Annotated in this window: 12 protein-coding genes; 2 read left to right on the forward strand and 10 right to left on the reverse strand. The window is 54.8% G+C overall.

Features of this window, described 5'->3' with window-relative positions; translation table 11 throughout:
* Positions 1–311: 311 nt before the first annotated feature.
* Positions 312–3,626, reverse strand: coding sequence for a carbamoyl-phosphate synthase large subunit (carB, locus tag NFS31_RS18175; RefSeq protein WP_251498237.1), 3,315 nt, complete (start codon positions 3,624–3,626; stop codon positions 312–314).
* The gene (locus NFS31_RS18180; RefSeq protein ID WP_251498239.1) at positions 3,617–4,795 is read right to left on the reverse strand and encodes a carbamoyl phosphate synthase small subunit; all 1,179 of its coding nucleotides are present in this window, start codon (positions 4,793–4,795) and stop codon (positions 3,617–3,619) included. The genes carB and NFS31_RS18180 overlap by 10 nt, the downstream gene beginning before the upstream one ends.
* A gap of 573 nt (positions 4,796–5,368) precedes the next feature.
* Between NFS31_RS18180 and NFS31_RS18185 the strand changes: the two genes are divergently transcribed.
* Entirely contained in the window at positions 5,369–5,824 is a 456-nt protein-coding gene (locus NFS31_RS18185) for a hypothetical protein (protein ID WP_251498241.1), read from the forward strand.
* A gap of 111 nt (positions 5,825–5,935) precedes the next feature.
* Here the strand turns inward: NFS31_RS18185 and NFS31_RS18190 are convergent, their stop codons facing one another.
* The 3 genes from NFS31_RS18190 to NFS31_RS18200 form a co-directional block, all read right to left on the reverse strand.
* The gene (locus NFS31_RS18190) at positions 5,936–6,430 is read right to left on the reverse strand and encodes a YwiB family protein (RefSeq protein WP_251498243.1); all 495 of its coding nucleotides are present in this window, start codon (positions 6,428–6,430) and stop codon (positions 5,936–5,938) included.
* Position 6,431: 1 nt separating this feature from the next.
* On the reverse strand, positions 6,432–7,244 hold the full coding sequence (gene murI / locus NFS31_RS18195; protein WP_251498245.1) for a glutamate racemase: 813 nt from the start codon (positions 7,242–7,244) through the stop codon (positions 6,432–6,434).
* Positions 7,245–7,494: 250 nt separating this feature from the next.
* Positions 7,495–8,556 carry a D-alanine--D-alanine ligase family protein gene (locus NFS31_RS18200; protein WP_251498248.1) on the reverse strand — a complete coding sequence of 354 codons (1,062 nt, stop codon included), beginning with the start codon at positions 8,554–8,556 and terminating at the stop codon, positions 7,495–7,497.
* Between the two features lie 181 nt (positions 8,557–8,737).
* On the opposite strand from NFS31_RS18200, the gene NFS31_RS18205 reads away from it, so the two are divergent.
* Positions 8,738–9,490: a stage II sporulation protein R gene (locus tag NFS31_RS18205; RefSeq protein WP_251498251.1), complete on the forward strand. Its 753-nt coding sequence runs from the start codon at positions 8,738–8,740 to the stop codon at positions 9,488–9,490.
* A gap of 192 nt (positions 9,491–9,682) precedes the next feature.
* On the opposite strand, the gene NFS31_RS18210 is transcribed toward NFS31_RS18205, so the two are convergent.
* From NFS31_RS18210 to NFS31_RS18230, 5 genes are all read right to left on the reverse strand, one after another.
* Positions 9,683–10,930, reverse strand: coding sequence for a TolC family protein (locus NFS31_RS18210; protein ID WP_251498254.1), 1,248 nt, complete (start codon positions 10,928–10,930; stop codon positions 9,683–9,685).
* Between the two features lie 2 nt (positions 10,931–10,932).
* Positions 10,933–12,171, reverse strand: coding sequence for a TolC family protein (locus tag NFS31_RS18215; RefSeq protein WP_251498257.1), 1,239 nt, complete (start codon positions 12,169–12,171; stop codon positions 10,933–10,935).
* 150 nt (positions 12,172–12,321) lie between these two features.
* Positions 12,322–15,369, reverse strand: coding sequence for an efflux RND transporter permease subunit (locus NFS31_RS18220; RefSeq protein ID WP_251498259.1), 3,048 nt, complete (start codon positions 15,367–15,369; stop codon positions 12,322–12,324).
* A 12-nt stretch (positions 15,370–15,381) separates the two neighbouring features.
* The gene (locus tag NFS31_RS18225) at positions 15,382–16,503 is read right to left on the reverse strand and encodes an efflux RND transporter periplasmic adaptor subunit (RefSeq protein ID WP_251498263.1); all 1,122 of its coding nucleotides are present in this window, start codon (positions 16,501–16,503) and stop codon (positions 15,382–15,384) included.
* Between the two features lie 143 nt (positions 16,504–16,646).
* Positions 16,647–17,282, reverse strand: a complete 636-nt coding sequence (locus NFS31_RS18230; protein WP_251498266.1) for a TetR/AcrR family transcriptional regulator — start codon at positions 17,280–17,282, stop codon at positions 16,647–16,649.
* Positions 17,283–17,457 lie beyond the last annotated feature (175 nt).

Genomic DNA, 17,457 nt, shown 5'->3' on the forward strand with positions numbered 1-17,457 from the left:
AAATTTCTTTTCCTGCACGATATTCAGTTGTCAATTTTCAGTTAGAATCACATTCATTGAGATTCCGAGAAGTTATGTAAATGTACTCTCGGAATCTCGCTGCGCCTGATTTTGTGAGATGATTTTTTGTCAGATGCGCACAAATCTATGAGGCGTACGCGGAGCGTGCGTTGATTAAATTTGGGTGCATCTGGCGGAAAATCAGCCGCAAAGGCAGGTGCAGAGAGATTCCGAGAGTACATGTAAATGCACTTCCGGATGGTTACCTTATCTGATGCTGCACTCCCGCAAAATCCTGTGCGGATCCGTCATTATGCAAATTCCGGCGAATGAAACGTCTGCTCCTGGAGCACATACCCCGGAATCTCGATATCCTTTGGGGCCTCCATCTTTTCCAGCCCGCCTCCCGCCGCCCCGTGCGCGATATGGGCGATATCAATCAGCTCCACATTATCTTCGTCAAATCTGCTCTCCAGGCTTAAGGCCAGCACCGCCGCCGTGTCGAGGGATGTCAGGCACGGTATTCCAAGCTCCACGGCCCGGCGCCTCATGCGCACGCTGTCTCGCTCCGGCTGCCGCCCTGTGGCAGAGGTGGAAATGACGTAGCTGATAAGCCCTTTTTCCATCACGGAAATCGTCGTCTCCCCCTTCCCGTCCGTCCCGGCCTCCTTCGGCTTTTTTACTGTCGTGGAGGAAATACCGCAGCGGTTCAGACGGCTGGCCGTGCCCTCTGTGGCGTAAATGGTAAAGCCCATGGACACATATGCCTTTATGAGCTCCTTTAAGTCTCCCTTATCCGTATCCCGGACGCTGACCAGAACGCCCCCGGAGCGCTTTAACACGTACCCGGCCGCGATCAGGCCCTTGTAAAGCGCCTCCTCCATGCTTCTGGCAATCCCCAGCACCTCCCCTGTGGACTTCATCTCCGGCCCGAGCTGTGTATCCACATCCGAGAGCTTTTCAAAGGAAAAGACCGGGACCTTGACTGCATAATACGGGGAGCAGGGATAGAGCCCCGTCTCGTAGCCCATGCCCTTTAAAGTCCCGCCCATCATGATCCGCGCCGCCAGATCCACCATGGGAACGCCTGTTACCTTGCTGATGTACGGCACCGTGCGCGAAGAGCGCGGATTGACCTCAATCACATAGATCGTATCCTCATGCAGCACATACTGGATATTGATCAGCCCCCTGGTGTCCAGCGCCAGCGCCAGGCGGATGGAGTAATCCACCAGACGGTCCTTCTGGCTTTCGGTCAGCATAAAGGCCGGATACACGGCGATCGAGTCGCCGGAATGCACGCCCGCCCGCTCGATATGCTCCATAATGCCCGGAATCAGCACATCCGCGCCGTCGCAGATCGCGTCCACCTCCAGCTCGGTTCCCATCAGGTATTTGTCAATTAAAATGGCGTTTTCAACCGCATGCGAGAGAATGATCCTCATATATTCGCGGATGTCGCTGTCATTGTAGGCAATGATCATGTTCTGGCCCCCCAGGACATAGCTGGGGCGCACTAAAACGGGATAGCCCAGCCGGTTCGCCGCCCGCACCGCCTCCTCCTCTGTATGGACCGTATCGCCGTCCGGCTGTTTCATGTTCAGCTTTTTCAGCAGCGCGTTAAAACGCCCGCGGTCCTCGGCCATATCGATGCTGTCCGCCGGGGTTCCCAGAACCGGGATATGGTTCTCCACAAGGCATCCCGTCAGGCGGATCGCCGTCTGGCCGCCAAAGGCCACAACCGCGCCGATCGGCTGTTCGATGCGGATGATGTCCAGCACATCTTCCGGCGTCAGCGGCTCAAAATACAGGCGGTCCGCCACATTAAAGTCTGTGGACACCGTTTCCGGGTTATTATTGACAATCACCACCTCATAGCCGGCCCGTTTTAAGGACCAGACGCAGTGCACGGAGGCGAAATCAAACTCAATCCCCTGCCCGATCCGGATCGGCCCGGAGCCGAATACCATCACCACCGGCTTCCCGCTCTGATGCGCCCGGATAAATTCCCCCGCCTCGTCCTCCTCCACAAAGGAGCTGTAAAAATACGGCGTGCTGGCCGCAAATTCCGCGCTGCACGTATCCACCATGCGGTAGCAGGCCGGGATATGCGCGATGTTTTCCATACCCGTCAGCCCTTTAATCACCTGATCCGGAAAGCCGTACTGCCTGGCTTCCATATGGAGCTCCTCTGTAAACGGTTCCTCCCGCATGCGCCGTTCGAGGCAGAGCAGATGGGACAGCTTATGTAAAAACCACTCGTCAATCCCGGTCAGCGCATGGATTTCATCCACGCTTTTCCCGCGTTTCATGCTCTCATAAATGGCAAAGATGCGCTCGTCATCCTGCGACAGGATCTTCTCCGTCAGCTCTCCGTCGCCAAGCGTCTCCATTTTTCTCATATTCAGGCTGTTCTGCGAGATTTCCGCCCCGCGGACAGCCTTTAATAGCGCCTGCTCGAAATTGCGGCCAATGGCCATGACCTCGCCCGTGGCCTTCATCTGCGTGCCCAGACGCCGTTTGCCGTACACGAACTTGTCAAAGGGCCATTTCGGAAATTTGACCGCCACATAGTCAAGCGCTGGCTCAAAGCAGGCCATCGTCTCCCCCGTCACCTCATTCGGCAGCTCGTCCAGGCGGTAGCCGATCGCGATTTTGGCCGCCACGCGGGCGATCGGGTAGCCGGTAGCCTTGGAGGCCAGGGCTGACGAGCGGGATACCCTGGGATTCACCTCGATCACCGCGTATTGAAAGCTCTCGGGATGTAAGGCGAACTGGCAGTTGCAGCCGCCCTCAATCCCCATGGCCTCAATGATATGCAGGGCCGCTGAGCGCAACATCTGGTACTCCTTATCCGCCAGCGTCACAGCCGGGGCGATCACAATGGAGTCACCGGTATGGATTCCCACGGGATCAAAGTTTTCCATGGAGCAGACCGTGAGCGCATTTCCCGCGCCGTCGCGCATGACCTCAAACTCGATCTCCTTCCAGCCCGCGATGCATTTTTCCACCAGAATCTGCCCAATGGGGGAAAGCCTTAAGCCCGCCAGCGCAATTTCGCGAAGCTGCTCCTCATCTGCAGCAATCCCGCCCCCCGTGCCGCCGAGCGTAAAGGCAGGGCGCACGATCACCGGATAGGAGATTTTTCCTGCAAAGGCGACGGCCTCCTCCACCCCGGTCACGACCTCTGAGGGGATCACCGGCTCGCCGATGGCCTCCATGGTATCCTTGAACCGCTGGCGATCCTCCGCCTTATCAATTGTCTCCGGCGAGGCCCCGAGGAGCGCGACGCCACGGCTTTCCAGAAATCCCGTCTTCGCAAGCTCCATGGACAGCGTGAGCCCCGTCTGACCGCCCAGGGTGGACAGGATGCTGTCCGGCCGCTCCCTGTCAATAATCCGCCTGACTGTCTCAAGCGTCAGCGGCTCAATATAAACCTCGTCCGCGATGGCCCTGTCCGTCATGATCGTCGCTGGGTTGGAATTCACCAGCACCACCTCCAGCCCCTCCTCCTTCAGCGCCCGGCATGCCTGTGTCCCCGCGTAGTCAAATTCCGCCGCCTGGCCGATCACGATCGGCCCCGAACCGATCACCATGACCTTTTTAAGCTTCCTGTTCAATGGCATAACCCTTCATCCTCCCCTCTCCCGGTTTTTGCGGCCCCATCTGCCGGAGGCGTTTCATAGCCTTCCCCTTCTGTTTTTTCTGCCTTATACGCTCTCATCATCCGGATAAAGCGCCCGAACAGCTCCTCAGTATCCTTCGGCCCGGCGCACGCCTCAGGGTGAAACTGCACCGTAAAGGCCGGGACATCATGCCATGTGATCCCCTCGCAGGTGTGATCATTTACATTGACAAATGTCACCTCCCCCGCCTCCGGCAGGCTGCTGCTCAAAACCTCGTAGCCGTGATTCTGGCTGCTGATATAGACGCGGCCCGTCTGCAGGTCCTTCACCGGATGATTGGCCCCCCTGTGCCCGTATCTCATCTTGCATGTGCGCCCCCCGCGCGCCAGCGCAAAAAGCTGATGCCCAAGGCAGATCCCAAAGACCGGGATCCCCGTCTCTGACACCTTCCGGATCTCCTCAATCACCGATGGATTGTCCTCCGGGTTCCCGGGGCCGTTAGAAAGCATAATCCCGTCCGGATGAAGGGCTAAAATCTCCTCTGCCGTTGTAAAAGCAGGCGCATCCGCCACCTCACAGCCCCGTTTCGTGAGCTCCCTTTCAATATTCCGCTTAGCCCCGAAATCCCATAAAACCACTCTATATTCCGCCGCGCCTTCGGCATGGAAGAACCGCATCTTTTTTGGCGTCACAGTCTCCACCGCATTTTTAATGCAAAATCCCCGGAGCTCCTCAAGCTCCTCCTCCGAAAAAGGCGGCTTTTTCTCCGTCAGCCTCGCATTCATAACTCCCGCCTCCCGGATCCGCTTCGCCAGCCTCCTCGTATCGATCCCGTAAGCCGCCGGCACGCCCCTCTCCTTAAAAAAGGTGTCAAGCCTCCCCCTGCTCCTGAAATTCGAGGGATCCTGACACCATTCCTTTACAATATATGCGGATAAATAAACCTCCCTGTTCTCAAAATCCTGCGGGATCACGCCGTAATTTCCAATCATCGGAAACGTCTGAATCACGATCTGGCCAAAATAGCTCGGATCGGTAATCGTTTCCAGATATCCCGTCATCCCGGTGGTAAATACCGCTTCCCCGGCCGCCTCATTCAAAGGAGCGCCAAAGCTTTTTCCCTCAAAGTATTCGCCGTTTTCCAAAAGAAGATATACCGTTTTTTCCATATGGCCGCCACTCCTTTCCAGGTATTGTTCCATGGCCTGTGCATAACGAAAAGGCGTCCATGAAGCCTCTGCCTCATGAACGCCCTTGTCCATTTCTGATGCATTATAGCATGGAATGGGCGGGGCGTCAATATGGAGCGGGGTAATTTTATGATAAATTTATTTTGGAAAATTTAGGAATCGGGGAGCATTGTTTATTGTGAGGGGGCCGCCAGTGTCAGCTTCTATATACAACAGAATCCCCCGCTTCCGCTCGGAGAAAAGCGCAGCGGACGCTAAGCCCGAAAAGACCTCGCTAAGCGCCGGCGGTTTTCTACGGGTTCTTTATGGATATAGAAGCTGACACTGGCTACGTTACTGGCAAGATATCAATATTATATAGAATCTGACTCGGGCGGCCCTCTCACGGGCAGCAGGGCAATCACATATATTTTCCACCGCCTTATCCGGTTCAACTCTGAATAACAGAGGTTTATATCCTGAACCCGATTTTTGCATTGCCTTTTTCCTCCTGTAATGCTATAATAGCAATACTGGCGGCGTCTTGCCGTTATTTTTACGGAGGTATCCCTGATGAAGATTTGGAACATTTTGCTGATCATACTGATTGTGCTGATCGTCATCCTGGTGGTCCTGTACTACTTCGGGCGCAAGCTTCAGAAGCAGCAGGCGGAGCAGCAGACCCTGATGGAGGCGGCGAAACAGACGGCTTCGATTCTGGTGATTGATAAGAAGAAGCTCAAGATTAAGGAATCGGGCCTTCCCAAGATGGTGATTGACCAGACCCCGTGGTATATGAGGCGGGCCAAGCTTCCGATTGTAAAGGCAAAGATAGGGCCTAAGGTTATGACTCTGATTGCGGATGAGAAGGCGTTCTTGCAGCTCCCCACAAAGACGGAGGCCAAGGTCATCATCAGCGGGCTTTACATAACGGATGTAAAGTCTGTCCGCGGCGGCATTCCGCCCCTGCCGAAGAAAAAGGGCTTTTTCGCCCGCTTTAAAAAAGACAAGGGGCCGAAGAAAGCTTAATAATTTCATAATAGCCTATTTTTCAAGAAAATGCTGCCGCGCCAATGATGGATCATCAAAAGGCGCGGCAGCATTTCCGGCTTTATAACCTCCGCTTATTTGCCGGCTGTTTTACTGCCCCTGCGCTCCCTTGCCTGCCTGTTCCTCCGGCTCCTCCTGCTTTCCGGACAGGTTTAAGCTGGCTGACGCCCTGGAGCTGACCTCGATGTCGATGTGGCACTGGGACATCTTTTGATAGTTTACCTCCAGCGTGTAATCAATTTTTACTTTGAGCCTGTCCGGCTGCTCCTCCATCTGTATGCGATCCGTGGACACGCCTACCATCATCTGCCCAAAGGGCGTCACAAAGCAGCTCACATTTGTTTTGTCTTCCTCGAATATCATATGCGTCCGCACATCCAGATTCTTAATCATCTCGATTTTGCCCTTTCCAATCTTGATGGTATTGCGGATCGCCCCGGATCCGTCCTCCGGGGCTTCTTCATATATGATGTAATGCTTACCGTTTTTCAGGTAATAGGTCCCTGCCGTTATAAGTGAAATATCGTCGGTCTGCCCGTCCGCCATGTGCGCCCCGGTGATATTTACAAGCACATCCTTTGTCATCTCAATACTCCTCGATATTGATCTGCTTTGTCTCCTTAATCTCATTGGAAAGAATCGCAGTTGCAAAATTTGTAAAGTTCTCCGCGCGGTCGCTGACAAAGAAATGATACTGCTCCTCACCCGGCTCCTGCGTACAGGACATTCCGTTCTCCTCCAGAAGCTCTTTCAGCTCAATCGCCGTCTCATAGGCCGGATTGATCAGCGCGACCTCCTCGCCCATGACACGCCGGAAGGTGGAGCGAAGCAGCGGGTAATGCGTGCAGCCCATCACAAGAGTGTCGATGTATTTCCCCTTTAAGCTCGATAAATAGCGGGAAGCCACCTCGTCGGTGATGGAATCATGCCAGAGCCCTTCCTCCACCAGGGGCACAAACAGCGGACACGGCTTCCCGATGATCTCGAGATCCGCGCGCTGCTGTTTCAGCGCCCGGGTATATACATTGCTGCGGATCGTGGCCTCTGTGCCGATCACGCCAATCTTGCCGTTTCTCGTGGCCTTTGCCGCCGCCCGCACCCCGGCGTAGATCACGCCGATGATCGGAATATCGAGGTCGCTCTTTACGGCCTCCAGCGCGCAGGCCGAAGCCGTATTGCAGGCAATCACGATCGCTTTTACGTCCTGCGTCCTTAAAAACCGGATAATCTGCCGGGAATAGCGGATAACCGTATCCTGTGATTTACTTCCATACGGAAGTCTCGCCGTATCCCCAAAATACACCATCCGCTCCTTCGGCATCTGGCGCATGATCTCCCTTGCCACCGTCAGGCCGCCAATCCCTGAATCAAAAACTCCTATCGGTGCGTTTCTGTCCATATCCTTCCTCCCCATTTCCTCTATGTACTCTCGGAATCTCGCTGTGCCTGATTTTGTGAGATGATTTTTTGTCAGATTTGCACAAATTTATGAGGCGTACGTGGAGCGTACGTTGATTAAATTTGGGTGCATCTGGCGGAAAATCAGACGCAAAAGCAGGTGCAGAGAGATTCCGAGAGTACATCTCTATGTACTCCCAAAATCCCGCTACAGCCGCCAAAACAGGCGCAGAGCGACGAGAGCGCATCTTTTATGCATCAAACCGCTTTAAACCATGCTCAATCAGCCTCGTAACCAGATCCGTCCTGCTGATCCCCGCTGCCTCAAACAGCATGGGATACATGCTGATCGCCGTAAATCCCGGCATGGTGTTGATTTCATTAAATACCACCCTGCCCTCCTCTGTCACAAAAAAGTCCACTCTTGACAGGCCGTATCCATCGACCGCGGCAAACACCGCCGCCGCCGCTTTCCTGACTTCCTCGGCAGAGCCCTCCGGGAGCTTTGGATCCAGAACGGTTTTTGACTCCGCGTTGAAATATTTGGCGTCAAAATCATAGAAATCCGCGCCGGCCAGTATCTCCCCGACGCCGGAGGCCAGCGCCGGCTCTGCTCCTCCTCCGAATACGGCGCACTCCACCTCATGCCCCCGGATCTCTTCTTCGACAAGGAGCTTTCTGTCATGGCGCGCCGCCTCTAAGAGGCCAGCCTTGAGCGCTTCCCTGTCCTTTGCCCTGGAAACGCCCCTTGAGGAGCCCGCGTTGGACGGTTTGATAAATACCGGATAGGGGAACCGCGCCTCGATCCGCCTGACAACGCTGTCCATATCGGACAGCTCTCCCCTGTCTACCGGTTCGTATGCGGCCTGACAGATGCCCAGGCGATCTGCGATGATCTTTGTATACAGCTTATCCATGGATACGGCGCTTGCCAGCACCCCGCATCCCACATAGGGGATCCTCGCCAGCTCGCACAGCCCCTGAATCGTCCCGTCCTCCCCGTACAGGCCGTGAAGAACCGGGAATACCACGTCCACGCGCTCTTTTCTGGTATGCTCTCCGTCAGTGATGAGCAAACCGTGATCGACTGCGTCAGGAGAAAGCGCAGCCCTTACAGTTCCCTGCCGCCAGGTTTCATCCTCTATCCGGGACGCGCTGTCCACTAAAAGCCATTTTCCCTCTTCGGTAATGCCTGTGAGCACGACGTCATAGGCGACCCGGTCTATCTGATTGATTACATTGACAGCCGACATGCAGGAAACGATATGCTCTGAGGACTGTCCTCCAAAAATAACCAGAACCTTTTTTTTCATTGTTCTGTCCGCCTTTCTTATTATTCCAGAAATTCCAGTGTTTAGATTATATCACAGGTGTCAATACTTGGGGTGAAAGATTGAAAATTTTAAGAAATACGTTGGCGCCTTTGTTATTGTTCTCACGCCGTCCAACACCGGGTATTTATATTTTTTAACAATCATCAGGAGGATTATTTTTATGAAACGTTCTGTTTATTATATGAAGCGGCGCCCATTATGGAAACTGCCTGTTTGGAAAACGTCAGCGCCTTTTTTCTTTATTACGGCGCTGCTTTTGGTTTTTACATATGCAAGGCTTTCCCAGGAAGCGCAGGCGGCCCGCCTGGCCCCTGATATCCTGCGGTTTCATGTTCTGGCAAACAGTAATTCGCCGGAGGATCAGGCGCTGAAGCTGGAGGTGCGTGATTTTTTGCTGGATTTGATTTACCGGGAGCTCTGCGCTGAAACGGATGCTTCCCCGCTCGCAGAGGGGCGCTTTTCAAAGGAAATGATCGCGGACTTTATTGCGCGGCATCACGTTAAATTAGAACGGGCGGCGGAGAATTATATGTTTTCTAAAGGATTTCCGTACTCTGCCGCTATACGGCTGGAACAGTGCTATTTTCCGACCCGTCAGTATGGGGATATTACGCTTCCCTGCGGTTCGTATGACGCGGTGCGTGTGCTTCTTGGCAGGGGAACCGGCAAAAACTGGTGGTGCGTGCTGTACCCGCCTCTTTGCTTTTCCGGTATCGCCTCTTCGGGGGAATTGTCTCCGGACTCTAAGGAGGAGCTGAAGGCGCTGGTTCCTGAGGATGACCGCGGCTCTCTTTGCGGGGCGAAAACACTTATATTTGGGGAACGCGAGCTGGAGCTGGAACAGGAGGCGGCTTCCGGCGTGCGCGTTACGTTTTGGCTGGCGGAAATATTGGGGAGGAAGGGGACGCCCTGATGGAGCCATGGGGGCCCGCCAAAAACATGAAAAAGGCGCCCGATCAGGGCGGATTTTGAATGTTTTTGAGGATTGCGGGAGCACAAAGTGCGGAGCAGTTTATTTAAAGGCGCTCCCAACTGCGGAAGCGCCTCTTTTCATCCTCAGAGTAATTTTTACTTTCCGAAAAACCGCCCATACCAGCGTTTTCCCTTAACTCATATACCCCTTCAACGCCCACTCATACGTCTCTATCGCCTGCTGCAGGTTCATATCCGCTGTCTCCAGCTCGATCTGCTTTCCCAGAAGGGAGGACTGCGCCTGTATATATTCCAGATTGCTGATCATGCCAAGCTGGTATTTCGTATTCGCCGCGTTCATGGACGTATTCTCAGCGGCCAGCGCGGCTTCGGCGAGCTGCAGCGCGATCCGCTTCTGGAGCGCGTCATTGTACAGATTGCGGACATTCGCGCGGATCGTCTCCTCCTGGTTCTGGATCGTCCGCTCCATATTCTTTTTATCCGCTGATCCGTCCGACATGTTGGAGAGCGCGCGGCGGTTATATTTGAGCTTTAAATTGTTTTCCAGCGCCGCCTGGCTGTCCGCGTCCGGATTCATGGCGTCAATCCTGGCCTGGTTTGCCCTTGGCAGGTCCTGAATCTCCGGTTGATCATTATACTGCCACCCGGTCATCATGCAGAGCTGCTGGCGCAGGGATTCCAGCGTTGCCTGCGTCTGGGTAAAGGTGGACTGCGCCGCCTGAAGCGCCTGCCTCGCGTTTAAAAGCTCCGCCTGCGTCGCCATGCCGATCTGCACCTGGCGCTCCAGAGCGCCCAGGCTTGCCTGGGACAGCTCGATATTTTTGGCAATGGCCGCCACGCTCTTGCGCGTCAGGTTGTAGGAAGCAAACAGCCCCTGCGTCTGGACGATAAGCGCCTTCTGGTTGTTCTGGTAATCCAGGCTCTCCATCTCGCTGTCCACATACGAGGCTTTCGCCGACTGTTCCGTCCGCAGGGCCCCCTGCTCCGTCATGGCCGCGGCTGACATGAGGCCCGAGTAGGCGGAAGCCATGGACGGCAGCGCGGAAGACATTCCCGCCGCCATATATGGATCTCCCAAAAGCGCCTCCGCCTGATCGCGCATATCCTCTGCCTGGCTGCGCAGGTTCTCGGCCGCGTCGTAGGCGTCGTTCGCGTTGTCAAGCTGTTTATCCCTCATCTCCCTCGCGTTGTCGCGCGTGCGGTTGTCGCGGTACGAGGTCTGGTTATTTAAATAGGTCGGATTATATTCTTCCACCAGCATGGGAAGCTCATCGTATTCCATCACGTTATCCCTAAGCCTTGCCCAGGTCGCCTCGTCATAGGCAAATTCCGGGCTGTCGGCAAAGGCCGCCGCCGGCGGGAAGGCCGACAGGACGGCCGCCGTGGTAAGCGCCAGGATGCGTTTATGTCGTTTCATCATATTCAACCTCCATTCGAGCCAATCAGGCCGTTGACAGCCCAGTCATAGTCTTCCATGGCCTTAAAAAGCTCCAGGGAAGCGCCAGTGCGGCCAGCCTCCGAGTTTAAGTATGAAAGCTGCGCCCCCAGGTACTCCAGCTCGCCCATCATGCCAAGGGAATGTTTGCGGTTTGCCGCGTCCATGTTCTGCGAAGCGGCCGCGAACTCCGTGCAGGCCGCGTCGTACGCCTGTTTTTTGGCCGCCACTTCCGTATACAGCCGTTCCATCTCGATCGCCACATTCTGCTGCGCGGAGGAGACATTGCGCTCCTTTATCTTCCGCCCCGCGGAACCGGACGCTCCGGAGCTTCTGAGCTCATATAAGTCCGTATTGGCTGAAATCGCGGCCTTCTTATCCTCCTCCAGGTTCATGGCCGCAAGCCGGCTCAGATCCGGATCCCCGATGGGGGCGAATTCCACCTGATCGCCGCCGCTCCAGCCGAGCATGATTAATATATTCTGCCGCATGTTCAAAAGCCCTGCGTGCGCCGTCTGGGCGCTGTTCTGGGCCTCTAAAAGCCCTTCTTTTGCGGCCAGGACCTCCTGGGCGGAGCTCATGCCCAGGGAAGCCATCCGCTCCTTTGAGGAGAGCATGGCCGCGGCCAGCTCTACGTTTTTATCGGCCACGGCGGTCCGGGCCTCGGTCGTCTGGTAGGTGATCAAAAGCATCTCCACCGCTCTCGTTAAGTTCCTCCTGGCCAGGCGCAGCGTGCGCTCCGCGCTGCCGGGAAGATCCGCGTTCGTTATCTTCTGCGCCTGCCTGCGCAGCTCCTGCACCGCATCCTTATACCATTCATAATACTCCCTGTCCTCAGGCGTCATGTCGTCATACTTAAAATCCTTTGCCTCCTCCATCAGCTCGTTGGCCTCCTGCGTCAGAGCGCCGGCCGTGTCCAGAGAAAGGTATGCGTTCAAAAGCTGCGTTTTTGCGTTTCTGTAATCCTTATTATAATATTCGATACGGCTGCCAATCTCCCGGTATTCCAGGCGGTTCTGGGTTAAGAGCTCCTTGTCAATGAGCTGATCCTTTGGCTTTACCGCTCCAATCTGATCATCGATGGAAGGGCCGGCTCCCCCGCTCTCTTCCCCTCCGGAGTTCATATCGCCCATGATTGGGTTCACATCCGCGTATCCGCTAAGCGGAAATGCGGCAGCCAGCGAAACGGCCAGGGCCGCGGCTGCAGCCCGCTTTTTCGTCTTCATCCTCTTCACCTCGCTTCATCCATGCGCCGTTACTCTGCCAGCCGCCGGCCTGTCTCCCGCCGCCTTCGCACTGTAACGCTCTGGAGTGTGTCTTAAAATTTTAACACGGAACCGTCCATAAAACAGGGACGGTTCCATAAAACAAGCCCATCAGTCCAGATCAAGCTCCGCCTTCTGCTTCCGGCTCATGATTATGTAGTATACCGGCAGCATCAGAAGCGACAGGACCGTGGAGGCCACCAGGCCGCCCACATTTACCAGGGCCATGCCCTGCATCATCTCGCCGCTGTCCCCGTATCCGGCCGCCATGGGAATCATGGCCACGATCGTGGTCAGCGTCGTCATGAGAATCGGCCTAAGACGCGTCGCGCCGGCCTCGATCAGCGCGGTTTCGCGATCCATCTCCGCGCGGTACTGGTTTGCGGTATCCACATAGAGGATACCGTTATTTACAACGGTTCCCACCAGCATCAGAAAACCCAGAAGGGAGGTCATGCTGATCGTGGCGTCCGCCAGGAACAGGAAACCAAAGGATCCGATCAGGCTGAACGGGATCGTGGTCATCACCATCAGAGAGAATTTCGGCGATTCAAACTGAGCCGCCATGACCACAAAAATCAGGAAAACCGCCAGGCCGATGGCCCCAAACAGGGCGCTGAATTCCTCCATCATCGCCTCGTCCATGCTGTTCTGTGCTCTGGAAATACTTGTCGATAAGTTCGGAACAACCACCTCTTTGTAGATCTGCGTCTCCAGTCTGTCCTGATCGTCCGCAATAATTCCTTTTGTAAAATCTCCTGTGATCGTCACCTGGTATTCTTTATCCGCCCGGACAATGTTCTGCGGGCTGTCTTTGAAATAGATATCCGCGATATCGGCCAGAGCCACGGATCCGCCGGAGGGCAGATCCAGAACAATGCTCTTTACCTGGTCAATCCGCTCATACTCCCCGTCCGGATACTCCACCATAACGCTCACCTCCGCGCCGTCCACATCCAGCGTCGTGGCCTCGTTTCCGCTCAGCATCATATTGACCGCCGCGCCCACCTGCGCCGGGGAAAGACCCTCGGCGGCGGCTTTTAAGGGATCCACCTCGATCTTCACAACCGGAGCCGAGTTTTCCAGCGTGGAGTGTATTCTTGTAACCTCCGGCCGGTCTTTTAAGCCCTGCACGATCCTGTCCGAGGCTTCTTTCAGCTCGTCATACTGCGTGCCCTGGAGAATAAACTCTACCCCGTCATTTCCGCCTCCCATCATACTCATAGAACTCTGGGAGGAAATCGTCACATTCGTCTGCGGAATCGCCGTCAGGACCGGCCTCCATTCCTTTACCACCTCGTCTGTCTCCCGCCTGCGGTCATCCTTTAAGTACGCTGTCAGCGTCGCGGAGGATCCGCCTCCCATGCTTAAGCCGCTGCTGCCGTAGGAAACCATGTAGGACTCCACATCCTCGTCCCTGCTGATAAAGCTTTCAATCTCAGTCAGGATCTCATCCGCCTTCTCAACGCTTAAACCCGGCCGCAGCTCTGCCGAAACACGTATGGTTCCCTGATCATTGGCCGGCATCAGCTCTGTCTTAATCTGAGTGGCCAGGAAAATCGCGCCGAACAGAAGGAGAATGGAGGTAAGCATAACCGTTTTTCTCTTCCTGATAAGCCCGCTCATAATGCCCCGGTACCACGCCTGCATGCCCGCAACCAGGCCCGATAAAGGAGCGGTCGTCTTCTCCTGCGGCCGGTACATGGTATAGCAGAGCGGCACGATCGTCATCGCAGAGATCAGGGAAGCCAGCATACAGAATACAATCGTAAAGCCAAGGGGCTTAAACATCTGCCCCGTCATGCCGGACAAAAGCGCCAGCGGCAGAAATACCACGCACGTCGTGACGGTGGAGCCGATGATGGACTGGATCACAATCCCGCTTCCCTCCAGAGCCGCTTTATGGAACTCGCTGAAGCCCTTGCCCTTTGTGGAGCGGAAACAGCTCTCCAGAACTACAATCGAGTTATCCACCATCATGCCGACGCCCAGAACCAGGCTGCCCAGCGTGATCACATTCAGCGAAAAGCCCATGACCTTCATCATCACAAGCGCCGCCAGAATGGAAATCGGAATCGATGTCCCGACAATCATGGACGCCTTGAAATCTCCGAAGAACAGGAAAATAATGACCATGGAAACGATAACCGCCGCGATCATGGTCTGCAGCACGCTCTCAAGGGAGCTGTTGATCATATCGCTGTTGTCATCCACCACGATGATCTCTAAGCTGCGGTTCTCCGCAAGAAGCCGCGAAACCGTGCTGCTGACCGCTTTGGAAACCTCCCCGGCAGAGCTCTTCTGCTGCTTTTTCACGCCCAGCACCACGGTATCCGCCCCGTTATAGCGCCCGATACCCGCGGCGTCCTTTAAGGTGGAGTATACATTCGCCACATCCTGAACGTAAATGGTATTGCCGTTTCCCAGGTTGATCGGAATCCGCTTCAGGCTTTCCATATCCTTAAAATCCACGCCTGTGGTCACGGAAAGGCTCTGGCTGCCCACCTCCGTGCTCCCGGCCGGATACGCCAGATCCGCGGACGCCACGGCCGTCGCGACCTGGCTGATGCTTAAATGGTACTGCTTTAACCGCTCCGGAATCACCTCCACCTTTATGTATTCCTCGCGGCCGCCGCTGATATCCACACTGGCAACCGAAGAAATCTTCTCAAGCTCCGGCACGATCTTTTTATCAACAAAGTTATAAAGGTTCTCCGCCTTGTCATTATTGACCGCCAGGGTCATCGTGGCCTGATCGTTGATGTTGAATTCCATAATCGTCGGCGTTTCCACATCATCAGGCAGAGAACGCTGCATGGCGTCCGTTTTTTTCTTCAAATCCGAATACGCCTTATCCATGTCCGTGCCGTATTCGTACTGTAAAAGCACCATGGACATGTTTTCATTGGAATAGCTGTTTACAGACTTGATGCCGTTTAACGTTCCGATCTCATCCTCAATCGGCCTGGTCACCAGCTCATCCACATCCTCCGGGTTTGCGCCCGGATAGACGGCAAACACCACCATCATCGGCATCTCCATCTCCGGAGTCAGCTCCAGCTTGGAGGAAAATACAGATGTTAATCCGAATACAATCAGACATAAAACTACCAGTACTGTTGTAACAGGGCGCTTCAGGACGCCTTTTGTTAATCCCATCGATTGGCCTCCTTACTGTTCTGCCTCTGTCTCTTCTTCCCCGCTCTCCTCTGCGGCTGTCTCCTGCCCGCCGCTGGGAGAGGCGCCTGTGTAAAGCTCCACCTCAGAGCCCTCAAACAGCTCGGAGCTCCAGGTCACAATCACATCGTCCTCTATGGTCAGCCCGCCCGTAATCTGCGTCTGCTCCGCGTCATAAACGCCGACCTCCACCGCCTGCTCTGTGACCGCGCCGTCCTTGTATAAGTACACCATGGACTGGCCGCCCTCATAATATACGGCGTCCGTCGGAATCAGCATCGCCTGATCCGCCCGCTCGGAGGTCACATAGAGCTTTACCTGCGCCCCTGTCGCCAGGCTGTCCGCATTCTCTAAGGATGCCTTTACCTTGAAAAGGCCCGTGGCTGCATCCACCATGGAGCTGATCTCTGAGATCGCGCCGCGGTATTCGCTCCCGTTTTTCTCTACAGTGATAGAATCCCCGACATGGAGTCCCTCCAGCACCCGCTCCGTCACATTAAAGGAAACCGCCTTTGTGCCCTTGCCGGAAATCACGCACAGCGTATTCGACTGGGCCACATTGTCATGGATCTCCACATTAAAGCTCTCTACCAGGCCGCTTATGGGCGCTGTGATGGAGCTGAATTCAATCTGGTTGTCATATGCCAGCTTCGCCCCGTCATACTGCAGCTTTGCCATCCTCGCGCTTGACTGGATCTGCTCAAACTGCTGCCGGGAGATATCGCCGCTCTGGTACAGGACCGTCATTCTCTGAAGGTTCGTGTTGGCGTCCTGTAAGGACACCGCCGCTGTATCAAGATTGATCTTTGCCCCTTCCACCTGCTTTGTGTCAATATCCAGAAGCTTCTGCCCCTCCTGGACGAAGTCTCCGGCCTTGACGTAAACCTGCGTCACCTCGCCGGCCGCCTTCGGAATCACGTAGACCATATCCGACGGCTCCACAGAACCCGTCAGCCCGGTCTGGATCTCAAGGCTGCCCATCCTCGGCTTTTCTACCGATACCACGGGAAGAGAAGCCGCCGCCACCTCCTCCTTTGGTCTTAAAAACCGCGGCGCTATCATCGCCACAGCCGCCACAACCACTACAATTGTAATGATCACACCTCTTTTTTTCATCTTTCCCTCCTGTTTCGGCGTTGGGCGGCAGCCTTTTATACCGCTTGCCTCCGCGCCATTGACGCTTTGTTAAATCTATAAATAAAATTCTATGCAGTTTCGATTTGCCGTATGGCAGCCGCCCGGGAATCCCGGCCGCACTGTCATGCATCCCCGGACGTAAGCGGACAGACGCCGCGCCGCAGGATATCTATCCGCAGCGTAAAGCTCTTTCTTATCTCTTCCACGGACGTTCCCTCAAAAAAGCTCTTTATCTCAACCGCAATCGCAAACATCGCAAGCTGGAAAAAAGCAAAAAATTCCCTGTATTCCATTGGCCGGAGCTGCTCTTTATTATAATGCGAAAAAATATGGCGCAGAAGCTCGTCATTTAAGCGGTCGCACTCCTGCTTTGAGCCGGAAAGGCCGCTTACCAGCTCGTCAGAGCTCGCATGGCTGAGGGCGTTTTTGATAAAATCAAATTTCTCCTTCTCGGAGCAGGTTTCCAGAAGGCAGTCCATAACCCGCTCCAGCATATACCATATGTCGCCCCCGGACTCCTCCAGGTAAATGCTGCACAAGGTGTGGATGCGGGCCTGGCTCTCCTCAAATATGTACCCCAGCACATCCCACTTATCCTCAAAATACGTATAAAAGCTGCCCCTGGAGATATCCGCTTCCTTGATAATCTGATTGATCGAGACCTTATCGATCGGGACCCTGGCGAATTCCTTAAAGGCCGCGTCCCGAATTATCCGCTTTTTCTCTTCCGGAAGCCTGTAAAAACGTTCCGTCGGCATAGTCTGCCCCTCCCCTATAAAACGATAAACCTGCCCGTTTGTCTTCAATGTATAAAAGCAGAAAAGTGACAGGCTGTCATTATTATAGTGACAGCCTGTCACTTTGTCAATAGATGGATGTATAATTTATACAATTTTAATTGTTGTTATAATTTCGTCAGATTCTCTGACGCGC

The sequence above is a fragment of the Otoolea muris genome (assembly GCF_943193115.1).
GTDB classification, from domain to species: domain Bacteria; phylum Bacillota; class Clostridia; order Lachnospirales; family Lachnospiraceae; genus Otoolea; species Otoolea muris.

What these genes read in the sequence shown, in the direction of transcription:
- carB (WP_251498237.1), bottom strand. Translation starts at nt 3,626, where the DNA reads ATGCCATTGAACAGGAAGCTTAAAAAGGTCATGGTGATCGGTTCGGGG.
- NFS31_RS18180 (WP_251498239.1), bottom strand. Translation starts at nt 4,795, where the DNA reads ATGGAAAAAACGGTATATCTTCTTTTGGAAAACGGCGAATACTTTGAG.
- NFS31_RS18185 (WP_251498241.1), top strand. Translation starts at nt 5,369, where the DNA reads ATGAAGATTTGGAACATTTTGCTGATCATACTGATTGTGCTGATCGTC.
- NFS31_RS18190 (WP_251498243.1), bottom strand. Translation starts at nt 6,430, where the DNA reads ATGACAAAGGATGTGCTTGTAAATATCACCGGGGCGCACATGGCGGAC.
- murI (WP_251498245.1), bottom strand. Translation starts at nt 7,244, where the DNA reads ATGGACAGAAACGCACCGATAGGAGTTTTTGATTCAGGGATTGGCGGC.
- NFS31_RS18200 (WP_251498248.1), bottom strand. Translation starts at nt 8,556, where the DNA reads ATGAAAAAAAAGGTTCTGGTTATTTTTGGAGGACAGTCCTCAGAGCAT.
- NFS31_RS18205 (WP_251498251.1), top strand. Translation starts at nt 8,738, where the DNA reads ATGAAACGTTCTGTTTATTATATGAAGCGGCGCCCATTATGGAAACTG.
- NFS31_RS18210 (WP_251498254.1), bottom strand. Translation starts at nt 10,930, where the DNA reads ATGATGAAACGACATAAACGCATCCTGGCGCTTACCACGGCGGCCGTC.
- NFS31_RS18215 (WP_251498257.1), bottom strand. Translation starts at nt 12,171, where the DNA reads ATGAAGACGAAAAAGCGGGCTGCAGCCGCGGCCCTGGCCGTTTCGCTG.
- NFS31_RS18220 (WP_251498259.1), bottom strand. Translation starts at nt 15,369, where the DNA reads ATGGGATTAACAAAAGGCGTCCTGAAGCGCCCTGTTACAACAGTACTG.
- NFS31_RS18225 (WP_251498263.1), bottom strand. Translation starts at nt 16,503, where the DNA reads ATGAAAAAAAGAGGTGTGATCATTACAATTGTAGTGGTTGTGGCGGCT.
- NFS31_RS18230 (WP_251498266.1), bottom strand. Translation starts at nt 17,282, where the DNA reads ATGCCGACGGAACGTTTTTACAGGCTTCCGGAAGAGAAAAAGCGGATA.